We start from the raw sequence: 19377 nt of genomic DNA, 5'->3' as shown, positions 1-19377 counted from the left end.
CGTACGAACCCCGAGAGGCTCCCGGGAGGCCAGGGACGCGGAACCATTGGGCTGACGGAGGATTTGGGCCCCTCGCCGGCGGTCACGAACCAGGTGACCCGAGGTGACCGGCATCGCACGATGCGGCACAGTGATACTTGACACCTGGTGCCGTCTCGATCCGGTCCGAACGACCAGGACAGTTAGGGAGCCAACCGATGACTCGATCGCCGCGCCAAATCAAGCAGCAGGTCCAGGAAGCCGTGGAGGAGCAGGTACGCGACCTCCCGTTGCACGCCGTCCGGCTGGCGATGTTCGGGGTGGGCCGGGCGCTGCTGCTGAGCGACCGCGTCACCAAGGACTACAAGGAGTTGCGCGAGGGCGGTGTGGGCCCGGTACTGGGCCGGCTGCGCGACGACGCCCAGCACACGGCCGGGAAGGTCGTCACCGGGGTGTTCGAGCGGGTCCGCGGGTCCGGCCCGGAGCCGGCCGCCGCCCCGCGGCCCACCCCGCGGCCCGCCCCGAAGCCCGCGGCACGGCCCAGCCGTTCCCCGGCCGCCGAACCCGAGATCGTCGTCGGCAAGCCGGCCGCCGAGCCGAAACCCGCGCCCAGCCCCGTCCCCAGCCCCGCCCCCAGCCCCACCCCGAGCCCCGAGCCGAAGCCCACCGACACGGCGACGATCACCGCCGACTCGCTGCCGGTGCCGAACTACGACCAGGCCACGCTCGCCGCGCTGCGCGCCCGGCTGCGCGGCCTGACCGCGGCGCAGGTGTCGCGGCTGCGCGACTACGAGCGGCAGCACGCCGCCCGGCCCGAGGTGCTGCGCATGTACGAGAACCGGCTCATCAAGCTCGCCGGCCTGGGCTGACCCGCGTGCCCGGGGCGGCGGCGCTGGCTAGGCTGCCCCAATGTCCATGGAGACCTCGGCCGAGTCGCCCGTACCGGTCCGCACCGTGCTGCAGGCGGTCGGCGGCTGGATCGGCAGGCTGGGCCGCATCTGGGTCGAGGGGCAGATCACCGAGCTGAACCGGCGCGGCGGCACGGTCTACCTGACCCTGCGCGACCCGGTCGCGAACATGTCCGTGCGGGTGGTGGGGCAGCGCGCGGTGTTCGACGCCGCGGGTCCCGCGGTGACCGACGGCGCCCGGGTGGTGGTGCACGCCCGGCCCGACTTCTGGATCAACCGCGGCACGTTCTCGCTGAACGCCCTGGAGGTCAAGCCGGTCGGGGTCGGCGAGCTGCTGGCCCGGCTGGAGCGGCTGAAGGGGGTGCTGGCCGCCGAGGGGCTGTTCAACCCGGAGCGGCGCCGGCCGCTGCCGTTCCTGCCCCGCCGGATCGGGTTGATCTGCGGGCGCGACTCCGACGCCGAGCACGACGTCCTGCAGAACGCCCGCCGCCGCTGGCCGGCGGTGCGTTTCCGGATCGAGAACACCGCCGTCCAGGGCACGCACGCGGTCGGCGAGATCATGGCGGCGCTGCGCGGGCTCGACGCCGACCCCGACATCGACGTGATCGTCATCACGCGGGGCGGCGGCGCGATGGAGGACCTGCTGCCGTTCTCCGACGAGGCGCTGGTCCGGGCCGTCGCCGCGACCCGCACTCCGGTCGTCAGCGCGATCGGGCACGAGCAGGACGCCCCGCTGCTCGATCTGGTGGCCGACCTGCGCGCCTCGACGCCCACCGACGCCGCCAAGCGGGTGGTGCCGGACGTCCGCGAGCAGCTCCAGCTCGTCCGCCGGCTGCGCGACCAGGGCCGGCGCTGCGTGGCGGGCCGGCTCGACCGCGAGGCCGCCTGGCTGGAGTCGGTGCGCACCCGGCCCGCGCTGGCCGACCCCGTCCAGGAGGTGGAGCGCCAGGCCGAGCAGGCGCTGGCGCTGCGCGACCGGGCCCGCCGGGCGCTGGCCGGGGCGCTGGACCGGGCCGGCGACCACCTCGCGCACACCCGGGCCCGGCTGGTCGCGCTGTCACCCGCGGCCACCCTGCGCCGGGGGTACGCGATCGCGCAGCTTCCCGACGGCTCGGTGCTGCGCTCCGCCGCCGACGCCGCCGTGGGCGACGAGCTGCTGGTCAGGCTGGCCGACGGCCGGCTGGCCGTGACCGTCACCGGCCCCGCGGAACCGGCTCCGGGCACCGGCGGCACGGCCTAGGCTGGGCGGGTGGCCGAGGACGATCAGCAACAGCGCGCCGGCGCCCGCCCGGGCGACCCGCAGTCGTATGAGCAGGCCCGCGACGAGCTCGCCGACGTGGTCAGGCGGCTGGAGGCGGGCGGGCTCACCCTGGAGGAGTCGCTGACCCTCTGGGAGCGGGGCGAGCGGCTGGCCGGCCTCTGCGAGGAGTGGCTGGAGGGCGCCCGCGTCCGGCTGGCCGCCGCGATGGAGAACGGCGCCCCGGACGAGTCCCCCGCGCCCTTCTAGGCTCGGTCTAGCTCTGGGGGGTCGGGACCGGGGCCGGGGAGTTCCGGGGCTGCGGCCGCAGCGCGGCGGCAAGCACGCCGAGGTCGGCGAACGAGGCCGTGCCCGTCACCACCAGCGTGACCCCGGGCAGCCGCCGCACCAGCGACCGCTGGTTCTTGTCCTCGCGGTACCACTGCTCCCAGGTGACCCCGGCGACCTGCTGGGAGCCGACGGGCTCCTTGGTGTTCGTCATCCGCCGGACGAAGTCGGCGGGCCGCTCGTTGCTCTGCTCCACCGCGACGTACTCGTCGGCCGCGGTGAGCATGCCGAGGTGCCAGGCCGCCGGTCCCTTGCCGTTCAGACCGGTGACCCGGCTGCTGGTGGCCCGCCAGCCGGCGGGCAGGCCCTCGGGCGCGTGCACGGTGTAGGGGGCGTCCAGGCGCATCGCCCACAGGCCGGTCTGGTAGTCGACGGTGGGCAGCACTTCCTTGTCGCTGCGCGGGGTGATCGCGACGATCACCCCGACCAGCAGGAAACACGCCGCCATCGCCATGATGTAGCCGCCCAGGCCGGTCGTCAGCCGCTTGTGCACGGCGGGACTGACCCGGATGGGGCCACCGGCGGTCCGCTCCGTCATGCGTTCAGGATCTCGTACGGTCACGCGTTCCCCGCACCGGGGTTGTGGATCGTGCCGATGATCGCCACGACCTCGTCGGCCAACTGCCGGGAGACGTCCTCGTCATCGCTCAGCGAGACCTCGGCGACGGAGCCCGCCATCGCCCCGGTGAGGACGGTGACCAGCGCCTCGTCCACCCCGCCGTCCGCGGTCTGGAAGAGCGCGGCGTTCCGCCGGGCCCAGGTGTTCAGCCGCTGCCGCATGATCCGGTCGAATCGCGGCGGGCCGTCCCCGGAGATGAACAGCCGCGCCACGTTCCGCTCCAGCACGCACCCGTACAGGTACGCCCGGGCGCCCGCGATGAAGAGCCGCATCGGATCGGCCTCGCCCGCGTCCCGCGCCGCGTGCACCGCCTCGCGGGTGCGTTCCTGCTGCCGGGTCTGGAACTCCTCGAACAGGGTCAGGTAGAGATCGGCCTTGCCGTTGAAATGGTGGTAAAGACTGCCGACGCTCGCGCCCGCCCGGGCGACGATGTCGGTGACCGCCGCCTGGGCGAAACCCGCCTCGCAGAAGACATCGCACGCGGCCGCCAGCAGGGCGCCCCTGGTCGCGGCTCCCCGATCGGAGACCCGCGCGACCGATTCCTCGACGCTGCTCACGCTCGCCTTTCCTTTCTGTCCGGCACGGCGCGCCGGCGCCGCCCCCGGACGCCGAGAGTACGCCCAACTCGCCGCCAACTACGATCCCTACAGGCCGACGATGGAAGGGCAGCTTCGCCATGTCTGACGAAACGACCGTATCTTCCCCGCTTGCGACCGCGCAGGATGCTCCAGATCGCAACCTTGCGATGGAATTGGTCCGCGTGACCGAAGCGGCTGCCATGGCCGCCGCCCGATGGGTGGGTCGGGGCGACAAGAACGGCGCCGACGGCGCCGCCGTGAACGCCATGCGCCAGCTCATCAACACCGTATCCATGCAGGGCGTGGTGGTGATCGGTGAAGGCGAGAAGGACAACGCCCCGATGCTCTTCAACGGTGAGGAGGTCGGTGACGGCAGCGGCGCCGAGTGCGACGTCGCCGTCGACCCGATCGACGGTACCCGACTCACCGCGCTCGGCATGAACAACGCGATCGCCGTGCTGGCGGTGGCGCCCCGCCACTCGATGTACGACCCGTCCGCGGTGTTCTACATGGAGAAGCTGGTCACCGGGCCCGAGGCCGCCGACGCGGTCGACATCGAGCGCCCGATCGGCGACAACATCAGGGCGATCGCGCAGGCCAAGGGCTCCTCGGTGCAGGACGTGACCGTGGTGATCCTCGACCGCCCGCGGCACGAGGGGATCGTCAAGGAGGTCCGCGAGGCGGGTGCCCGGATCAAGTTCATCACCGACGGCGACGTGGCCGGCGCGATCATGGCGGCCCGGGAGGGCACGGGCGTCGACCTGCTGCTCGGCATCGGCGGCACCCCGGAGGGCATCATCGCCGCCTGCGCGATCAAAGCCCTCGGCGGGGTGATCCAGGGCCGGCTGTGGCCGCAGGACGACGCCGAGCGGCAGCGGGCCATCGACGCCGGGCACGACCTCGGCCGCGTGCTCACCACCGACGACCTGGTGACGTCCGACGACGTGTTCTTCGCCGCCACCGGCATCACCGACGGCGAACTCGCGGGCGGGGTGCGCTACCGCAAGGGCATCGCGTACACGGAGTCGCTCGTCATGCGCTCCCGCAGCGGCACCATCCGCAAGGTGTCGAGCGAGCACCAGCTGAGCAAGCTGCGCGCCTACAGCGCGATCAACTTCGACGCCGCCGTCTGACCCGCGCGGGCGCCCGCCGGCGGCGGGCGCCCGCGGCACCGCCCTCACCGGGGCCGGCGCAGCCGGTCACCGACGCGCCGCCGCCAGGTGACCCGGGGCGCCCGGGCCCTGACCGAACCGAACACGAGCGTCCCGCTCACCTCGACCGTGGGGACGCCGTCGCCGTCGCCGGGGCGGACCCGCACCCCCCGGGAGGTGAGGATCGTACGACCGGAGACGTCGACCCGGACCCCCTCAGGCACCAGCAGCCGGACGCGCCCGCACAGCACCCGGGCGTCGATCACCACATGCCGGCGCTGCAGGATCGCCTCGCGCAGGTCGAGCTCCACCGTGCCGAACAGCGCCAGCAGCGGCAGCCGGACCGGCACCACCCAGCGCCCCCCGCGGCGCAGCGAGCCGAACGTGGCCAGCAGCGGCCGGTCGTCGACCAGGATCGGCTGGCTCTCGGCGGTGGCCAGGTCGGTGGTCAGCCCGGTCAGCTCGCCGAGCGTCCGCGCCGCGTGCACCCGGTCGATGCGCTCGCCGTGCTCGGCCAGGGTGAGCCGCCCGTCGGCCATCGCCTCACTCAGCAGGCGGGCCACCCGCTCGCGGTCGGCGTCGGACGCGCGCAGCTCGCTGACGGGGACGGCCCGGCGCCGGGATGCTTCCACGTCTTTGACGATAGCGGCCCGACCGCCCGGAAAACCGATGGGGAAATGTCGTGCCCACTGCCTAGTCTGACCCCATGCCGGTGGAAGGGCTCGACGACACGGGCGGGCAGGCCCCGCCGGCCATCGCGCTGCGCGGGGTGGTCAAGCGGTTCGGCGAGGTGACCGCGGTGAACGGCCTCGACCTGACGGTGCCCGCCGGGATCTGCCTGGGCCTGCTCGGCGCCAACGGCGCGGGCAAGTCCACCAGCATGCGGCTGCTGACCGCCCAGGCGCGGGCGGACGAGGGCTCCATCGAGGTGCTGGGGCACCCGGTGCCGCGCGAGGCCAAGCGGGTGCGGGCCCTCATGGGCGTCGTGCCCCAGCAGGACAACCTCGACGAGGAGCTGACCGCCCAGGAGAACCTGGAGGTCTTCGCCCACCTCTACCGGGTGCCCCGGGCCGGCCGCCGGGCCGCCGTCGACGACGCGCTGGCGCTGGCGCACCTGACCGGCAAGCGGCACACCCGGGTGGACGCGCTGTCCGGCGGGATGCGCCGGCGGCTGCTGATCGCCCGCGGGCTGGTGCACCGGCCCCGGCTGGTCCTGCTCGACGAGCCCACCGTCGGGCTCGACCCGCAGGTGCGGGCGGAGCTGTGGGGGCTGATCGACGGGCTGCGCGCCGGCGGCACCACGGTGCTGATGTCGACCCACTACATCGAGGAGGCCGAGCGGCTCGCCGACGACTGCGCGCTGATGTCGCACGGCCGGGTCGTGGCCCGGGGTGCGCCCGCCGAGCTGATCCGGGAACACGCCGGGCAGCGGGCCGTCGAGCACCACGGCCCGCCCGACCGGCTGGCCGAGATCGAGGCGCTGGCCCGGGCGCACGGCCTGCCCACCCGGCGCACCGGCCCCACGGTCTCGGTGCTGCGGGCCGAGGCCATCACCCCCTCGCTGGCCGACAAGCTGGGCGACGGGGTACCGCGGGCCGCCACCCTGGAGGACGTCTTCGTGGTGCTGACCGGGGAGACGGTGGAATGACGGCGGGAATGCCGGCGGAAACCGCCCGGGAAGCGCCCGCGCCCCCGCTGCGGCGGTTCGAGCTGGCCCCGGTGCGCGGGGTCTGGCGGCACGAGTTCGCGCTGTACAAGCGCTACTGGCGGTCACAGTCGTTCGCCGCGATCGTCGAACCGACGTTCTTCCTGCTGGCGTTCGGCTACGGGTTCGGCTCGCTGATGGCGGTGATCGGCGACTACCGCTACATCGACTTCGTCGGCACCGGGGTGGTGGGCACGGCCGCGCTGTTCACCTCGGTGTTCCCCGGGATGTTCAACAGCTACATCCGGCGGGTCTACCAGCACACCTACGACGCGATGCTGGCCACCCCGGTCGACGTGCACGAACTGCTCGCGGGCGAGGTGCTGTGGATCGCGGCCAAGTCCGCGATCTACTCGTGCACCCCGCTGCTGGTCGCGATGGCGTTCGGGCTCGACCCGTCGGCGGGGATGCTGCTGGTGCCGCTCATCGCGTTCGCGACCGCGTTCGGGTTCGGGCTGTTCGGCATCTGGGCCTCCACGGTGGTGCCCTCGATCAACTCCTTCGACTACGTGATCACCGGGGTGGTCACCCCGCTGTTCCTGGTCGCGGGCACGTTCTTCCCGGTCACGACGCTGCCCGGCTGGGCCCAGGCGGTGAGCCTGGCCAACCCGCTCTACCACTGCGTGGAACTGGTGCGGCACGCCGTCTTCGGGCTGCGGCCGCTGACCGATCTGGGGCATGTGGGGGCGCTGCTGCTGTTCGGCGCGCTGATGTGGCTACTGGCCCTGCAGGGAATGCGCAAGCGCCTGATCGGGTGACAGGGCCCGCGGTGGGATGGGCGTTGACCTGGTGGGAGGGGGTGCCTAGGCTGACGCGAATCTCTTTCGGGTTTTGGGGCTTGGGGCGGGTGCGATGGACGGGAGCCTTGCCGGGCGGGATCGGTGGGCGCGGTTCGCCGCGTATGCCGGGTTCGCGATCCAGGGATTGTGCTTCGCCTCGCTGGTGACGCGGGTGCCTCGGGTGCAAGAGGCGCATGCCATGAGTGATGGTGCGCTGGCCGTGGTGTTGCTGCTGGTTCCGCTGGTCGCGGGGGTCGGCAGCGTGCTGGCGGGGTTCCTGTTCGCGCGGCTGGGCAGCGCGGTCGTGCTGCGGGTCGCCCAGCCGGGGGTGTGCGTGGCCGTCGCGCTGGTCGGGCTGACCGGAGGGGACGATCGGGCGCTGTACGTCGCGGTGGCGCTGTTCGGGCTGTTCGTCGGTGCGGTGGACGCGGCGATGAACGCGCAGGGGGTGGCCGTCGAGCGGCGGTACGGGGTGAGCCTGCTGACGGGGTTCTACGCCGTCTGGAGCGTGGCCGGCATCCTCGGTGGGCTGTGGACGGCGCTGGCCAACCGGCTGGATCTGTCGCTGGCCGTCGGGTTCGCCGTTCCCGCGGCTGTGGGAGTGGTGTTCTCGCTGGTCACCGGCCCCCGGCTGTACGGCAAGGCCGAGGAGGGGCACGGCCCCGGCGCAGCGGAGCTACGGGCGGCGGCGGTGCGGGTGCCCTGGCGGCCCGTGCTGGTGGTGGGCGCCGCGATGGGGGTCTTCTACCTCGCCGACGCCGCCATCTCCAACTACAGCACGAAATTCCTGGAGGACGAGCTGGCGGCCTCGGCGGCGGTGGCGCCGCTGGCGTACGTGGCGTACCAGGTCACGATGGTGGTGAGCCGGGGCGTGGCCGACCTGGCGGTCCGGCGGTACGGCGGGACGCGGGTGGTCCGGGCGGGCGGGCTGGTCGGGCTGGTGGGGATGTGCGGGCTGGTGGCCGCGCCGAACGCGGTCTCGGCGATTCTCGCGGTCGCGGTGGCGGGGCTGGGGCTGAGCGTGGTGGCCCCGGTGGCGTTCTCCGCGGCGGGACGGGTCGATCCGACGGGGCTCGGCGTGGCCGTCGCCCGGCTGAACGTCTTCAACTACGTGGGGTTCGTGCTGGGCGCGGCCGTGGTGGGCGCGATCGCCCCGGTCAGCGCGGAGCACGGGCTGCGGCTGGCCTTCATCGTGCCCGCCGCCCTGGTACTGGTGATCGTCGCCACCGCCCGCGGCTTCGACCCGGCACCCCGATCCGCCGCACCGGCCCCCGCCCCGGGCGGCGCCGTTCCCCAGGCGCCTGGATGACCCCGGCTGAGGTCCCCGCCAGAGCCGGATGGACCCGACGCGGGCTCACCCGAGGGGACGGTTCCGCGGGATGCCCGCTCCCCACCGAAACCGGACAGGGCCGACGCGGGCTCGCCGCGCCGGGACGGTTCCATGGAACGGCCGTTCCACGTCGAGGCCGGGCGGACCCGGGTGACCGGCCCCTGCGGGCGCGGTCACCGGGTCGCGCGCGCCGTTAGGCGTCCTCCAGGGCCTTGACGGCCTGGTCGCCGGCCTCGGCGGCCTCCTCGGGGGTCATGTCGGCGAGCGCCTGCCGCAGCCCCATCTCGGCCGCGTCGACCGCCGCCCGTGCCGTGATCGCGTGCTCCTGTGCCCGGTCGAGCTCACCCAAGCCGATGCAGTCGAACGCCACCTGCGCGTCGTGAACCGCCATCTTGAGCTGCCGAGCCGCCTCTTCGAGATTCATCCGCCGCCCTCCTTTTCGGTCGCTGCACCTACCCATCATCACGCGGGGTAATCGCCCGCGCGAGGATCTTCACCGCATCGGCCAGCCGCGCCTCGCCCATCCGGGCGTAGCCGAGCACCAGCGCGGCCGACGGCGCGGGGCGCGACCACATCGGGGCGGCGCCCACCACCGCGACCCCGGCCCGGGCCGCCGCCGCGACCGCCGCCGCCTCGCCGTGGCCGGGCGGCAGTTCCACGTACAGGTGCAGCCCGGCCGAGACGCCGTGCACCGTGGCCGCCGGCAGTTCCGCGCGCAGCGCCCGGGCCAGCGCGTCCCGGCGGGAGCGGTAGCTGCGGCGCATCGCGCGCAGGTGCCGGTCGTACCCGCCGGTCGCCAGCAGGTGGGCCAGCGCGTGCTGCTCGATCACCGCGGTGCCCAGGTCCGTCTCCTCGCGGTACCGGCGGATCCGTCCGGCCAGGGGGGCCGGGGCGAGTGCCCAGCCGAGCCGGAGCGCCGGCGCGAGGGCCTTGCTGACCGAGCCCAGCAGCACCACCCGGTCGGGGTCGAGCGCCTGGACGCAGCCCACCGGCTCCCGGTCGTAGCGGAACTCGGCGTCGTAGTCGTCCTCCAGCACCAGGCCGTCCACCGCGCGGGCCCAGCCGATCAGCTCGGCCCGCCGCCGCGGCGACAGCACCACCCCGGTGGGGTACTGGTGGGCGGGCGTGACCAGCACGGCGCGGGCGCCCGTGCGGGCCAGCGCCGCGACGTCGATCCCCGCGCCGTCGACCGGTACCCGGACCGGGTCGGCGCCCGCCCGGCGCAGTGTCGGCAACTGCCGGTCGCTGGTGGGGTCCTCGACGGCCAGTGCCCCGCGGCCGTCCTCGGCGAGCAACCGGACGATGATCGCCAGCGCGTGCGCGACCCCGTTCACCACCATCAGGCGGCCGGGGTCGGCGACGGCGGCCCGGACCCGGCCGAGGTAGCCGGCCAGTTCGGCGCGGAGCGCGCCGGCTCCCGCCGGGTCGGGGTAGTCCAGCGTCCCGTGCGGCAGCGCGCGGAGCGCCGCGCGCAGCGCGGCCTGCCAGCGCTCCCGGGGAAAGGCCGACAGGTCCGGGCCCGGCCGCAGGTCGTAGGCCGCGGTCACGCCGCCGGACGGGGTGCGGGCGGGCTCCGGCGGGCCGTCCGGGCGGGCCAGCGGCGCCACCCTGGTCCCGTCGCCGCGCCTGGAGACCAGGAACCCCTCGGCGACGAGCTGCTCGTAGGCGGTCACCGCCACCCCGCGCGAGACGCCGAGGGCGCGGGCGAGGTCCCGGCTGGACGGCAGCCGGGTGCCCGCCGTCAACCGCCCCGACCGCACGGCGGAGCGCAGCCCGGAGGCGATCTGGCTCGACAGCCCGCCGGCCGCCCGGTCGAGCGGAAGATGCAGGTCCCGCACCGGCCCTCCCCGATTGGACCAATCAAGCTCGATGGAATTGGCCCTGTTTACCGGACCAAACGGCTCCTAGCGTTCCATGCCATGACCTCCTCCACCAGCCCGCGCGGCGTTTTCGGCGCCGCCGCCGCGATGCTCTTCGTGGGCACCCTGACCGCGATCTCGGACGTGATCGGCGACTACCCGATCCTCGGCGGGCAGGCGCTGCGCTACACCACGGCGGCGCTGATCATGCTGGCGGTCGCCCGCGCGCTCGGCCCGCTGCCCCGGCCCCGGCCGCGCGACTGGGTCCTGCTGACGGCGCTGGCCGTGACCGGGCTGGCGGCGTTCAACGTCTGCGTGATCGTGGCGGCCGAGCGCTCCGGCCCGGTCGCCGTCGGCATGATGATCGCCGCCGCGCCGGTGGTGCTCGCGCTGGCCGGCCCGCTGGTCGGCGGCTCCCCCGGCCGCCGGCGCCCGGCGCCCCGGGTGCTGGCGGGCGCGGTGCTGGTCTCCCTGGGGGCCGCCCTGGCCAACGGGCTGAGCGGAGGCGGCGCGCTCGGGACGGCCGCCGCCGTGGGCGCGCTGGCCGGGGAGGTGTGCTTCTCCCTGCTCGCCGTGCCGCTGCTGCCCCGGCTGGGGCCGGTTGTGCTGACGGCCTACACGACCGCGCTGGCCGCGCCGCTGCTGGCGGTGACCGGGCTGGCGATCGACGGCGGGGCGGTGCTCCGCGTCCCCACCCCACAGGAGGCGGCGGGGCTGGCCTACCTCGCGGTGATCGTGACCACGGTGGCGTTCTTTCTCTGGTACGACGCACTGGGCCGGATCGGCGCCGACCGGGCCGGCCTGTTCGGCGGCCTGGTCCCGCTCAGCGCCCTGGCCACCGCCACCGCGCTGGGCCTGGCCGGTCCGGGCGCGGCCGATCTCGCCGGCGCCGCGCTGGTCGTCGGCGGCCTGCTCGTCGGCCTCTCCCGGCCGCGCGCCGCACCGGCGCCCTCCCCGCCGGCAGGCGGGCGGGTACCGGCCGCCGCGGGCGGCGGGCGCCGTACGCTGTAGGGCGGTCCCGACCCGATCGTGCTGCGAGGATGCCCGATGCCCGAGTTCGCCCACACCGACCTGCTGCCGCTCGGCCCCGACGAGACGACGGAGTACCGCCTGCTCACCACCGAGGGGGTGTCCACCTTCGAGGCGGGAGGACGCACGTTCCTGGAGGTCGCCCCCGAGGCGCTGCGGCTGCTGACCGATACGGCGATGCACGACATCGCGCACCTGCTGCGGCCGGGGCACCTGGCCCAACTGCGCCGCATCCTCGACGACCCCGAGGCCTCGCCCAACGACCGGTTCGTGGCGCTCGACCTGCTCAAGAACGCCAACATCGCGGCCGGTGGGGTGCTGCCGATGTGCCAGGACACCGGCACCGCGATCGTGATGGGCAAGCGCGGCCGGCACGTCCTCACCGACGGGCGGGACGAGGAGCACCTCTCGCGGGGCGTGTACGACGCTTACACCCGGCTGAACCTGCGCTACTCGCAGCTCGCCCCGCTGACGATGTGGGACGAGAAGAACACCGGCAGCAACCTGCCCGCGCAGGTCGAGCTGTACGCCACGGGCGGCCCCGGGATGGACGACGCCTACAAGTTCCTGTTCATGGCCAAGGGCGGCGGCAGCGCCAACAAGTCGTTCCTCTACCAGGAGACGAAGGCCGTCCTGAACCCCAAGCGGATGATCTCCTTCCTGGAGGAGAAGATCCGCTCGCTGGGCACCGCGGCCTGCCCGCCGTACCACCTGGCGATCGTGGTGGGCGGCACCAGCGCCGAGTACGCGCTGAAGACCGCCAAATACGCCTCGGCCCGCTACCTGGACACGCTGCCCACCGCGGGTTCCCCGCTCGGGCACGGTTTCCGCGACGTCGAGCTGGAGGAGCAGGTGCTGGAGCTGACCCGGAAGCTGGGCATCGGCGCCCAGTTCGGCGGCAAGTACTTCTGCCACGACGTGCGCGTGATCCGGCTGCCCCGGCACGGCGCGTCCTGCCCGGTGGCGATCGCCGTGTCGTGCAGCGCCGACCGGCAGGCCGTCGCCAAGATCACCGCCGAAGGCGTCTTCCTGGAGCGGCTGGAGACCGACCCGGCGCAGTACCTGCCCGACACCACCGGCGACCAGCTCGACGACGCGGTGGTCCGCATCGACCTCAACCGGCCGATGGACGAGATCCGCGCCGAGCTGACCAGGTACCCGGTCAGGACCCGGCTGTCGCTGAGCGGTCCGCTGGTGGTCGCCCGCGACATCGCGCACGCGAAGATCAAGGAGCGGCTGGACGCGGGCGAGCCCATGCCGGCCTACCTGCGCGACCACGCGGTCTACTACGCGGGCCCCGCGAAGACCCCGGAGGGTTACGCCTCGGGTTCCTTCGGCCCCACCACCGCGGGCCGGATGGACTCCTACGTCGAGCAGTTCCAGGCCGCGGGCGGGTCGCTGGTGATGCTCGCCAAGGGCAACCGGTCCCAGCAGGTCACCACCGCGTGCAAGGAGCACGGCGGCTTCTACCTCGGGTCGATCGGCGGGCCCGCGGCGCGGCTGGCGCAGGACTGCATCAAGAAGGTCGAGGTGCTGGAGTACCCCGAGCTCGGCATGGAGGCGGTATGGAAAATCGAGGTCGAGGACTTCCCCGCCTTCATCGTCGTCGACGACAAGGGCGAGGACTTTTTCGCCGATACGACCGGACCGGTTCTCACCATCGGCCGTCGCTGAGCGTGATCATCCAATTCCCCGGAAACACGACATACAGCGCGTTCTAAAGAGGTACCCGGATCGGCCCCGTAGCAAGGTAGTCATTCCGGTATCTTCTTCGCCATGTCTCAGTCTGAGCGCCTCGTACTAGCGACGCGCTATCGGCTGGTCTCCGAAATTGGCCAGGGCGCCAACGGCACGGTCTGGCGAGGTCACGACGACCTGCTCGACCGTGCCGTGGCGATCAAAGAACTCCGGCTGCCCCAGGACCTCTCCGAAGCCGAACGGGTGGTCTTCTACCGGCGTACGCTGCGCGAGGCCAGGGCACCCGCACAGCTGCGCACCCACTCGATCGTCGAGGTCTACGACGTCGTCATCGAGCAGGGGCGCCCCTGGATCGTGATGGAGCTGATCGAGGCGCCCAGCCTCGAACAGCTCATCGAGCGCGACGGGCCGCTACCGCTCGCCCAGGTGGCCCACATCGGCCGGCGGATGCTCGACGCGCTGGCGGTGGCGCACCGGGCCGGCATCATGCACCGCGACATCAAGCCGAGCAACGTCCTGCTCGACGGCGACCGGGTGGTGCTGACCGACTTCGGGCTGGCCGTCTCGTCCGGCTCGGCCAGCATCACCAAGACCGGGCACTTCATGGGCTCCCCCGCCTACGTGGCCCCCGAGGTCGCCGCCGGCGAGAAGGCCACCCCGCAGTCCGACCTGTGGTCGCTGGGCGCGACGCTGTACGCCGCGGTCGAGGGCACCCCGCCGTTCGAACGCGGCAACGTCATGGCGACGCTCAGCGCGCTGGCCAACGAGGAGGCCGCGCCGCCGCAGAACGCCGGCGCGCTGAGCCCCGTGATCACCGGCCTGCTGCAGAAGAACCCGGTGCGGCGGCTCAGCCACGCTCGGGCCGTCGACCGGCTGGAGCGTGCCGTGTCGGGGCCCCGGTCGGCGCGCCGGCGCACCGACCCGCGCTACCGGCTGGCAGTGGTGTTCGGCCTGGTCGCCGCCACCGTCGCGTCCTGCGCGATCGGCGGCGGTGCCCTGATCCTCGGCATGATGCGGGAGCAGCCCGGCTCCTCGCCCGCGGCGGCCCACACCCGGCCGTCGGTCCAGCGGCCCGCGGGCGCCGACACCAACGCCCTGGTCGTCCGGGCCGTCAACGACCAGTGCCGGCTCTTCGTCACCTCCGGCGACGCGCTCGACATCAAGTACAACGGGTCGCTCGTCAAGGACGACGTGCGCCAGTTCGACGAGGCCCGGCTCACCGCCGTGGTCTACGACTCCGCCGCCTGCGAGGTGTGGGTCAACGGCGTCCTGCAGCCGCTCGGCAACGCCGGCGAGCGCAAGAACTACACCATCGCCAAGAGCACGCCCGGCGCCGGATAGATTCGGTCGCGGAGGTGTCCGCGACATGACCGAGCAGGAATTCCGGGTCGAGTACGACTCCATGGGAGAGGTCCGGGTACCGGTCTGGGCCCGGTGGCGCGCCCAGACCCAGCGGGCGGTGCAGAACTTCCCGATCTCGGGCCGTCCGATCGACTCCGCGCAGATCGCCGCGCTGGGCGAGATCAAGGCCGCGGCGGCCGTGGTGAACGCGGAGCTGGGCGTCCTCGATCCCGAGGTGGCGGCGGCGGTCGCCGCCGCGGCCCGCGAGGTGGCCGACGGCGCGCTGGACGACCACTTCCCGATCGACGTCTTCCAAACCGGGTCGGGCACCTCGTCCAACATGAACGCCAACGAGGTCGTCGCGACGCTGGCGACCGAACAGCTGGGCCGGCCGGTGCACCCCAACGACCACGTGAACGCCTCCCAGTCGTCCAACGACGTCTTCCCCTCCTCCATCCACATCGCCGCCACCGCCGGGGTGGTGCACGACCTGATCCCGGCCCTGCGCCTGCTGGCGAGCTCGCTGGCGGCCAAGGCAGCCGAGTTCGCCGACGTGGTCAAGTCGGGGCGCACCCACCTGATGGACGCCACCCCGGTGACCCTGGGCCAGGAGTTCGGCGGGTACGCGGCGCAGGTGCAGCTCGGCGTGGAGCGGCTGGAGGCCGCGCTCCCCCGGCTGGCCGAGCTGCCGCTGGGCGGCACGGCGGTCGGCACCGGGCTCAACACCCCGCCCGGCTTCGCCGCCCGGGTGATCGCCGAGGTGGCGCGGGCCACCGGGCTGCCGCTGCGGGAGGCCCGCGACCACTTCGAGGCGCAGGGCGCGCGGGACGCCCTGGTGGAGACCAGCGGCGCGCTGCGGACGATCGCGGTGAGCCTCACCAAGATCTCCAACGATCTCCGCTGGATGGGTTCCGGGCCGCGCGCCGGGCTGGCCGAGATCCGGCTGCCGGACCTGCAGCCCGGCTCGTCGATCATGCCGGGCAAGGTCAACCCGGTGATCCCCGAGGCGGTCTGCCAGGTGGCCGCCCAGGTGATCGGCAACGACGCGGCCATCGCGTTCGGCGGCGCGGCCGGCAACTTCGAGCTCAACGTGATGCTGCCGATGCTGGCCCGCAACCTGCTGGAGTCGATCCGGCTGCTGGCCGCCGCGTCCCGGCTGCTGGCCGAGCGGTGCGTGGACGGCATCGAGGCCGACGCCGACCGCTGCCGCGAGTACGCCGAGTCCTCGCCCTCGATCGTCACGCCGCTGAACCGCTACCTCGGCTACGAGGAGGCCGCAGTGGTCGCCAAGCAGGCGCTGCGCGAGCGCCGGACGATCCGCGAGGTCGTCCTGGAGCGGGGGCACGTCGAGCGGGGCGCGCTCACCCTCGAACAGCTCGACGCGGCGCTCGACGTGCTCGGCATGACCCGGCACCCATGACGGTCAGTACCAGCCGGTGGCGCGCAGGTGCCGCCAGGCGCCGCACGGGGTGCCGTGCCGGCTCCTGATGTAGCGCAGGCCCCACTTGATCTGGGTACGCGGGTTGGTCCGCCAGTCGTCGCCCGCGGTGGCCATCTTGCCGCCCGGGTGCGCCTGCGGGATGCCGTGCGCCCCGGTGCGTGAGTTGTGCGCCCGGTGGTTCCAGCCGCTCTCCCGCGTCCACAGCCGGTCCAGGCAGCGGAACTGGTGCTCGGAGGCCCAGCGGCGCCGGTCCATCAGCTCCCAGGCGATGAGCTTGTTGCGCACGACCCGGGTGAGCCGGCGCGCCCGCACGGTCGTACGGGCCGGCTCGTCCTCGGCCGGTTCCCCGTGGGCGTGGGAGTCGGGCGGGTCGGCCGGAGCGCGGCCGGCGTGTGCGGGGTTCGGTGCGGGGGCCACGGCCAGGCCGGCGCCGAGGAGCGTCGTCAGGGCGACGACGGCCGTCTTCGCGGGACCGGCCTTCACTCTGTGCAAGGGCATGGCGGGAAACATGCGGCGGAACCCGGAGGCCCGAACCTCCGCACCGGACTTCCCACCCTGATCTTTGCCCGCCGGTGGCACGTCACCGACCCCCGGCGGGCCGGGGGAACCCGGTACCGCCCGGCGGGCGGCATCGGTTTTACCGGCCGCCGCGCCGGAGATTCCGTACTACGGGTGGATCAGTACCAGCCCTGCCGGTTGAAGGCCGCCCACCCACCGCAGGGGGTCTTGTAGCGGCTCTTGATGTAGTTCAGGCCCCACTTGATCTGGGTGCGCGGGTTGGTCCGCCAGTCGGCGCCCGCGCTGGCCATCTTGGAGCCCGGCAGCGCCTGCGGGATGCCGTAGGCGCCGGAGGGGTTGGCCGCGGTGGTCCGCCAGCCGCTCTCCTTCATCCACAGCTCGACCAGGCAGCCGAACTGGGTGTCGGGGTCGAACCCGAACGAGGGCAGCATCTGCTTGGCGATCCGCTGCGCCTCACCGGCCGGGACGGGGTTGCCGGCGGTCGGCGCGCCCGGGGCGGCCGTGGGCGTGGGCGGGGTGCCCTTGGGGGCGAGCCGCGGCGGCTTGGCCGCGTCGCCGTAGGCGGCATGGGCGGCCCGCTTCAGGGCGTCCCTGCGCCGCTGCGCGTCCAGGGCCTGGGCGTCCACCTGGGGCGGGTCGGCCGCCGCCGGTCCGGGCGACACGGCGGTCACCGGCGGCTCGCCGGAGCCGCCCGTGACGGCCAGCGCGGCCACGGTGCCGCCGCCCACCACGGTGACGGCGACGGCGGCCACCACCGCGATCTTGGCGGGGGTGATGCGGCGGCCCTGGGTGCGGGGGACTCCCCGGCCGGCGATCTCCTCGCGCGGGGGCGCCTGGGCGGCTCCGGCGACGCGGACGTCCGGGCCGGGCTGCGGGGCGCCGAAGCTCGCGGGGGGCAGGGGGTCGGGTTCGACACCGTCTCGCCTAGGGGACCCGGGATGGTCTCCGTACAAGCCGGTCCTTCCGCCGGTCGCACGCGCATGGACACGCGGGCGAAGTGCGTCCACCCCGGGGCCGGTGACCGGCCGTCGCGGCCGGTCTCGGCACCTGATCGTCAGCGCGCTCGCAGGGGGGTTCGCGAGGGGACGCGCGCTGGCCGGGGTGCTTACGGCGCCCAACGATGCCGGAGGTCAGGGGGGTCTCCGCAACCAAAACGAGACAACTGCCCCCGGTCCGCGCGTTGTCAACCCGGCCAGAACACCGTCGAAACCACGACGGGAGCAGGGATTCCTCAGGTTGTCACCAAAACAAGTGACCTTCATCACAATTTACGCAATGGAGCCATGGCGGTACGTGGTGTGACTGAAACGGCGGGCCGCCACACGTTGGTGGCAGCCCGCCGTCGCGGTGCGATCCGGGGTCAGACCCCCACATCTCCCAGCATGTCGGTCACCAGGGCGGCGATCGGGGACCGCTCCGAGCGCGTCAGCGTGACGTGTGCGAACAGCGGGTGACCCTTGAGCCGCTCGACCACGGCGGCCACGCCGTCGTGCCGGCCGACGCGCAGGTTGTCGCGCTGGGCCACGTCGTGGGTGAGGACGACCCGGGAGCCCGCGCCGATCCGCGACAGCACGGTCAGCAGCACCCCGCGCTCCAGCGACTGCGCCTCGTCGACGATCACGAAGGAGTCGTGCAGCGAGCGTCCCCGGATGTGGGTCAGCGGCAGGACCTCGAGCATGCCGCGGTCGAGGACCTCCTCGACCACCTCGGGGGTCGTCATCGCCGACAGGGTGTCGAAGACCGCCTGCGCCCAGGGCGACATCTTCTCGTTCTCCGACCCCGGCAGGTAGCCCAGGTCCTGCCCGCCCACGGCGTACAGCGGGCGGAAGACGACGACCTTGCGGTGCCGGCGCCGTTCGAGGACCGCCTCCAGCCCGGCGCACAGCGCGAGCGCGGACTTGCCGGTGCCCGCCCGGCCGCCCAGCGAGACGATGCCGACGTCCTCGTCCATCAGCAGGTCGATGGCGACCCGCTGCTCCGCCGACCGGCCGCGCAGCCCGAACACCTCGCGGTCGCCGCGGACCAGCCGGACGGACTTGTCGGGCATCACCCGGCCCAGCGCCGAGCCGCGCTCCGACAGCAGCCGCAGCCCGGTGTGGCAGGCCAGGTCGTCCGTGCCCGCCATGGACCGGTCGAGGTCCAGCCGGCTCGTCTCGTACAGCTCCTCGACCTGATCGTTCGTCAGTTCCAGCTCGCGCATACCGGTCCAGCCGGACTCGACCACCGCGAGCTCCGCGCGGTACTCCTCGGCCGCCAGGCCGACCGCCGAAGCCTTCACCCGCAGCGGCAGGTCCTTGGAGACCAGGACGACGTCCTTGCCCTCCTTGGCCAGCCAGCCGGCCACCGAGAGGATTCGGGTGTCGTTGTCGCCCAGCCGGAAGCCGTCCGGCAGCACGGAGGCGTCGGAGTGGTTGAGCTCGACCCGGAGCGTTCCACCGAGATCTCCGATGGCGACGGCCTCGTCCAGACGGCCGTGGTCGACTCGCAGGTCGTCCAGGGTGCGCAACGCCTGGCGGGCGAAGTAGCCCAGTTCCGGGTGGTTGCGCTTGGCTTCGAGCTCGGTGATGACGACGATCGGAAGTACGACCTCGTGCTCGGCGAACCGGGTCATCGCCCCCGGGTCGGCGAGCAGGACACTGGTGTCGAGGACGTACGTGCGCCGGCCCTCGTCCGCAGTGTGGGACTGCGGAGTGACACGGCGCGAGGAGGAAGTGGCCACTCGCTCTCCTTCGGGCACCGCCAGGCCCAGGGCCTGGAAACGCCCTTTCCTCGGGGGGAACCTGATACCACGTTACGGTCCGACCGCAATATCGCCACGGTGACCTGTATCACATGGGGAGATTCCCCAGAGAAGGA

19 protein-coding genes are annotated in these 19377 nt (G+C 73.5%); 11 read left to right on the top strand and 8 right to left on the bottom strand.

Features of this window, described 5'->3' with window-relative positions:
• The first annotated feature begins 197 nt into the window (after window positions 1-197).
• Genes DPM19_RS15645 through DPM19_RS15635 form a run of 3 tightly spaced genes read left to right on the top strand, consistent with a single transcriptional unit; the run spans window position 198 to window position 2394 of the window.
• A complete protein-coding gene (locus DPM19_RS15645) occupies window positions 198-848 on the top strand; it encodes a hypothetical protein (protein ID WP_146778881.1) in 651 nt (216 codons plus the stop codon).
• A 40-nt stretch (window positions 849-888) separates the two neighbouring features.
• Complete coding sequence (gene xseA, locus DPM19_RS15640; protein WP_199485105.1) at window positions 889-2127, top strand: exodeoxyribonuclease VII large subunit; 1239 nt, start codon at window positions 889-891, stop codon at window positions 2125-2127.
• A gap of 9 nt (window positions 2128-2136) precedes the next feature.
• Entirely contained in the window at window positions 2137-2394 is a 258-nt protein-coding gene (locus DPM19_RS15635) for an exodeoxyribonuclease VII small subunit (protein ID WP_111868095.1), read from the top strand.
• Window positions 2395-2401: 7 nt separating this feature from the next.
• Here the strand turns inward: DPM19_RS15635 and DPM19_RS15630 are convergent, their stop codons facing one another.
• Together DPM19_RS15630 and DPM19_RS15625 are read right to left on the bottom strand one after the other, a co-directional pair.
• Complete coding sequence (locus tag DPM19_RS15630; protein WP_111868093.1) at window positions 2402-3010, bottom strand: DUF4245 domain-containing protein; 609 nt, start codon at window positions 3008-3010, stop codon at window positions 2402-2404.
• Window positions 3011-3030: 20 nt separating this feature from the next.
• Entirely contained in the window at window positions 3031-3648 is a 618-nt protein-coding gene (locus DPM19_RS15625) for a TetR/AcrR family transcriptional regulator (RefSeq protein WP_111868090.1), read from the bottom strand.
• 119 nt (window positions 3649-3767) lie between these two features.
• On the opposite strand from DPM19_RS15625, the gene glpX reads away from it, so the two are divergent.
• On the top strand, window positions 3768-4802 hold the full coding sequence (glpX, locus tag DPM19_RS15620) for a class II fructose-bisphosphatase (protein WP_111868087.1): 1035 nt from the start codon (window positions 3768-3770) through the stop codon (window positions 4800-4802).
• 44 nt (window positions 4803-4846) lie between these two features.
• Here the strand turns inward: glpX and DPM19_RS15615 are convergent, their stop codons facing one another.
• A complete protein-coding gene (locus tag DPM19_RS15615; RefSeq protein WP_233510193.1) occupies window positions 4847-5452 on the bottom strand; it encodes a DUF1707 SHOCT-like domain-containing protein in 606 nt (201 codons plus the stop codon).
• Between the two features lie 74 nt (window positions 5453-5526).
• On the opposite strand from DPM19_RS15615, the gene DPM19_RS15610 reads away from it, so the two are divergent.
• The 3 genes from DPM19_RS15610 (at window position 5527) to DPM19_RS15600 (ending at window position 8613) form a co-directional block, all read left to right on the top strand.
• Window positions 5527-6468: an ABC transporter ATP-binding protein gene (locus tag DPM19_RS15610; RefSeq protein WP_199485104.1), complete on the top strand. Its 942-nt coding sequence runs from the start codon at window positions 5527-5529 to the stop codon at window positions 6466-6468.
• Window positions 6465-7283: an ABC transporter permease gene (locus DPM19_RS15605; RefSeq protein ID WP_111868082.1), complete on the top strand. Its 819-nt coding sequence runs from the start codon at window positions 6465-6467 to the stop codon at window positions 7281-7283. The genes DPM19_RS15610 and DPM19_RS15605 overlap by 4 nt, the downstream gene beginning before the upstream one ends.
• A gap of 220 nt (window positions 7284-7503) precedes the next feature.
• On the top strand, window positions 7504-8613 hold the full coding sequence (locus tag DPM19_RS15600) for an MFS transporter (RefSeq protein ID WP_233510192.1): 1110 nt from the start codon (window positions 7504-7506) through the stop codon (window positions 8611-8613).
• Window positions 8614-8827: 214 nt separating this feature from the next.
• Here the strand turns inward: DPM19_RS15600 and DPM19_RS15595 are convergent, their stop codons facing one another.
• Both DPM19_RS15595 and pdxR read right to left on the bottom strand, forming a co-directional pair.
• Window positions 8828-9058, bottom strand: coding sequence for a hypothetical protein (locus DPM19_RS15595; protein WP_111868077.1), 231 nt, complete (start codon window positions 9056-9058; stop codon window positions 8828-8830).
• Between the two features lie 28 nt (window positions 9059-9086).
• Window positions 9087-10472: a MocR-like pyridoxine biosynthesis transcription factor PdxR gene (gene pdxR / locus DPM19_RS15590; protein ID WP_111868076.1), complete on the bottom strand. Its 1386-nt coding sequence runs from the start codon at window positions 10470-10472 to the stop codon at window positions 9087-9089.
• Window positions 10473-10553: 81 nt separating this feature from the next.
• Here pdxR and DPM19_RS15585 point away from each other — a divergent pair, with 81 nt between their 5' ends.
• The 4 genes from DPM19_RS15585 (at window position 10554) to DPM19_RS15570 (ending at window position 15981) form a co-directional block, all read left to right on the top strand.
• A complete protein-coding gene (locus DPM19_RS15585; protein ID WP_111868075.1) occupies window positions 10554-11504 on the top strand; it encodes a DMT family transporter in 951 nt (316 codons plus the stop codon).
• A 36-nt stretch (window positions 11505-11540) separates the two neighbouring features.
• A complete protein-coding gene (locus tag DPM19_RS15580) occupies window positions 11541-13196 on the top strand; it encodes a fumarate hydratase (protein WP_111868074.1) in 1656 nt (551 codons plus the stop codon).
• 102 nt (window positions 13197-13298) lie between these two features.
• Complete coding sequence (locus DPM19_RS15575; protein ID WP_111868073.1) at window positions 13299-14561, top strand: serine/threonine-protein kinase; 1263 nt, start codon at window positions 13299-13301, stop codon at window positions 14559-14561.
• A 25-nt stretch (window positions 14562-14586) separates the two neighbouring features.
• On the top strand, window positions 14587-15981 hold the full coding sequence (locus DPM19_RS15570) for a class II fumarate hydratase (protein ID WP_111868072.1): 1395 nt from the start codon (window positions 14587-14589) through the stop codon (window positions 15979-15981).
• A gap of 3 nt (window positions 15982-15984) precedes the next feature.
• Here the strand turns inward: DPM19_RS15570 and DPM19_RS35735 are convergent, their stop codons facing one another.
• The 3 genes from DPM19_RS35735 to DPM19_RS15555 form a co-directional block, all read right to left on the bottom strand.
• Window positions 15985-16500: an aggregation-promoting factor C-terminal-like domain-containing protein gene (locus tag DPM19_RS35735; protein WP_199485103.1), complete on the bottom strand. Its 516-nt coding sequence runs from the start codon at window positions 16498-16500 to the stop codon at window positions 15985-15987.
• A gap of 179 nt (window positions 16501-16679) precedes the next feature.
• Entirely contained in the window at window positions 16680-17474 is a 795-nt protein-coding gene (locus DPM19_RS36270; protein WP_233510191.1) for an aggregation-promoting factor C-terminal-like domain-containing protein, read from the bottom strand.
• A 407-nt stretch (window positions 17475-17881) separates the two neighbouring features.
• Window positions 17882-19240 carry a PhoH family protein gene (locus DPM19_RS15555; RefSeq protein WP_233510190.1) on the bottom strand — a complete coding sequence of 453 codons (1359 nt, stop codon included), beginning with the start codon at window positions 19238-19240 and terminating at the stop codon, window positions 17882-17884.
• Window positions 19241-19377: the final 137 nt, after the last annotated feature.

This window comes from Actinomadura craniellae (assembly GCF_003289645.1).
In the GTDB taxonomy this organism is placed as follows: domain Bacteria; phylum Actinomycetota; class Actinomycetes; order Streptosporangiales; family Streptosporangiaceae; genus Actinomadura_D; species Actinomadura_D craniellae.
This window is presented reverse-complemented; position numbering and strand designations above follow the sequence as displayed.

What these genes read in the sequence shown, in the direction of transcription:
- DPM19_RS15645 (WP_146778881.1), top strand. Translation starts at nt 198, where the DNA reads ATGACTCGATCGCCGCGCCAAATCAAGCAGCAGGTCCAGGAAGCCGTG.
- xseA (WP_199485105.1), top strand. Translation starts at nt 889, where the DNA reads ATGTCCATGGAGACCTCGGCCGAGTCGCCCGTACCGGTCCGCACCGTG.
- DPM19_RS15630 (WP_111868093.1), bottom strand. Translation starts at nt 3,010, where the DNA reads ATGACGGAGCGGACCGCCGGTGGCCCCATCCGGGTCAGTCCCGCCGTG.
- glpX (WP_111868087.1), top strand. Translation starts at nt 3,768, where the DNA reads ATGTCTGACGAAACGACCGTATCTTCCCCGCTTGCGACCGCGCAGGAT.
- DPM19_RS15610 (WP_199485104.1), top strand. Translation starts at nt 5,527, where the DNA reads ATGCCGGTGGAAGGGCTCGACGACACGGGCGGGCAGGCCCCGCCGGCC.
- DPM19_RS15605 (WP_111868082.1), top strand. Translation starts at nt 6,465, where the DNA reads ATGACGGCGGGAATGCCGGCGGAAACCGCCCGGGAAGCGCCCGCGCCC.
- DPM19_RS15600 (WP_233510192.1), top strand. Translation starts at nt 7,504, where the DNA reads ATGAGTGATGGTGCGCTGGCCGTGGTGTTGCTGCTGGTTCCGCTGGTC.
- DPM19_RS15595 (WP_111868077.1), bottom strand. Translation starts at nt 9,058, where the DNA reads ATGAATCTCGAAGAGGCGGCTCGGCAGCTCAAGATGGCGGTTCACGAC.
- DPM19_RS15585 (WP_111868075.1), top strand. Translation starts at nt 10,554, where the DNA reads ATGACCTCCTCCACCAGCCCGCGCGGCGTTTTCGGCGCCGCCGCCGCG.
- DPM19_RS15580 (WP_111868074.1), top strand. Translation starts at nt 11,541, where the DNA reads ATGCCCGAGTTCGCCCACACCGACCTGCTGCCGCTCGGCCCCGACGAG.
- DPM19_RS15575 (WP_111868073.1), top strand. Translation starts at nt 13,299, where the DNA reads ATGTCTCAGTCTGAGCGCCTCGTACTAGCGACGCGCTATCGGCTGGTC.
- DPM19_RS15570 (WP_111868072.1), top strand. Translation starts at nt 14,587, where the DNA reads ATGACCGAGCAGGAATTCCGGGTCGAGTACGACTCCATGGGAGAGGTC.
- DPM19_RS35735 (WP_199485103.1), bottom strand. Translation starts at nt 16,500, where the DNA reads ATGCCCTTGCACAGAGTGAAGGCCGGTCCCGCGAAGACGGCCGTCGTC.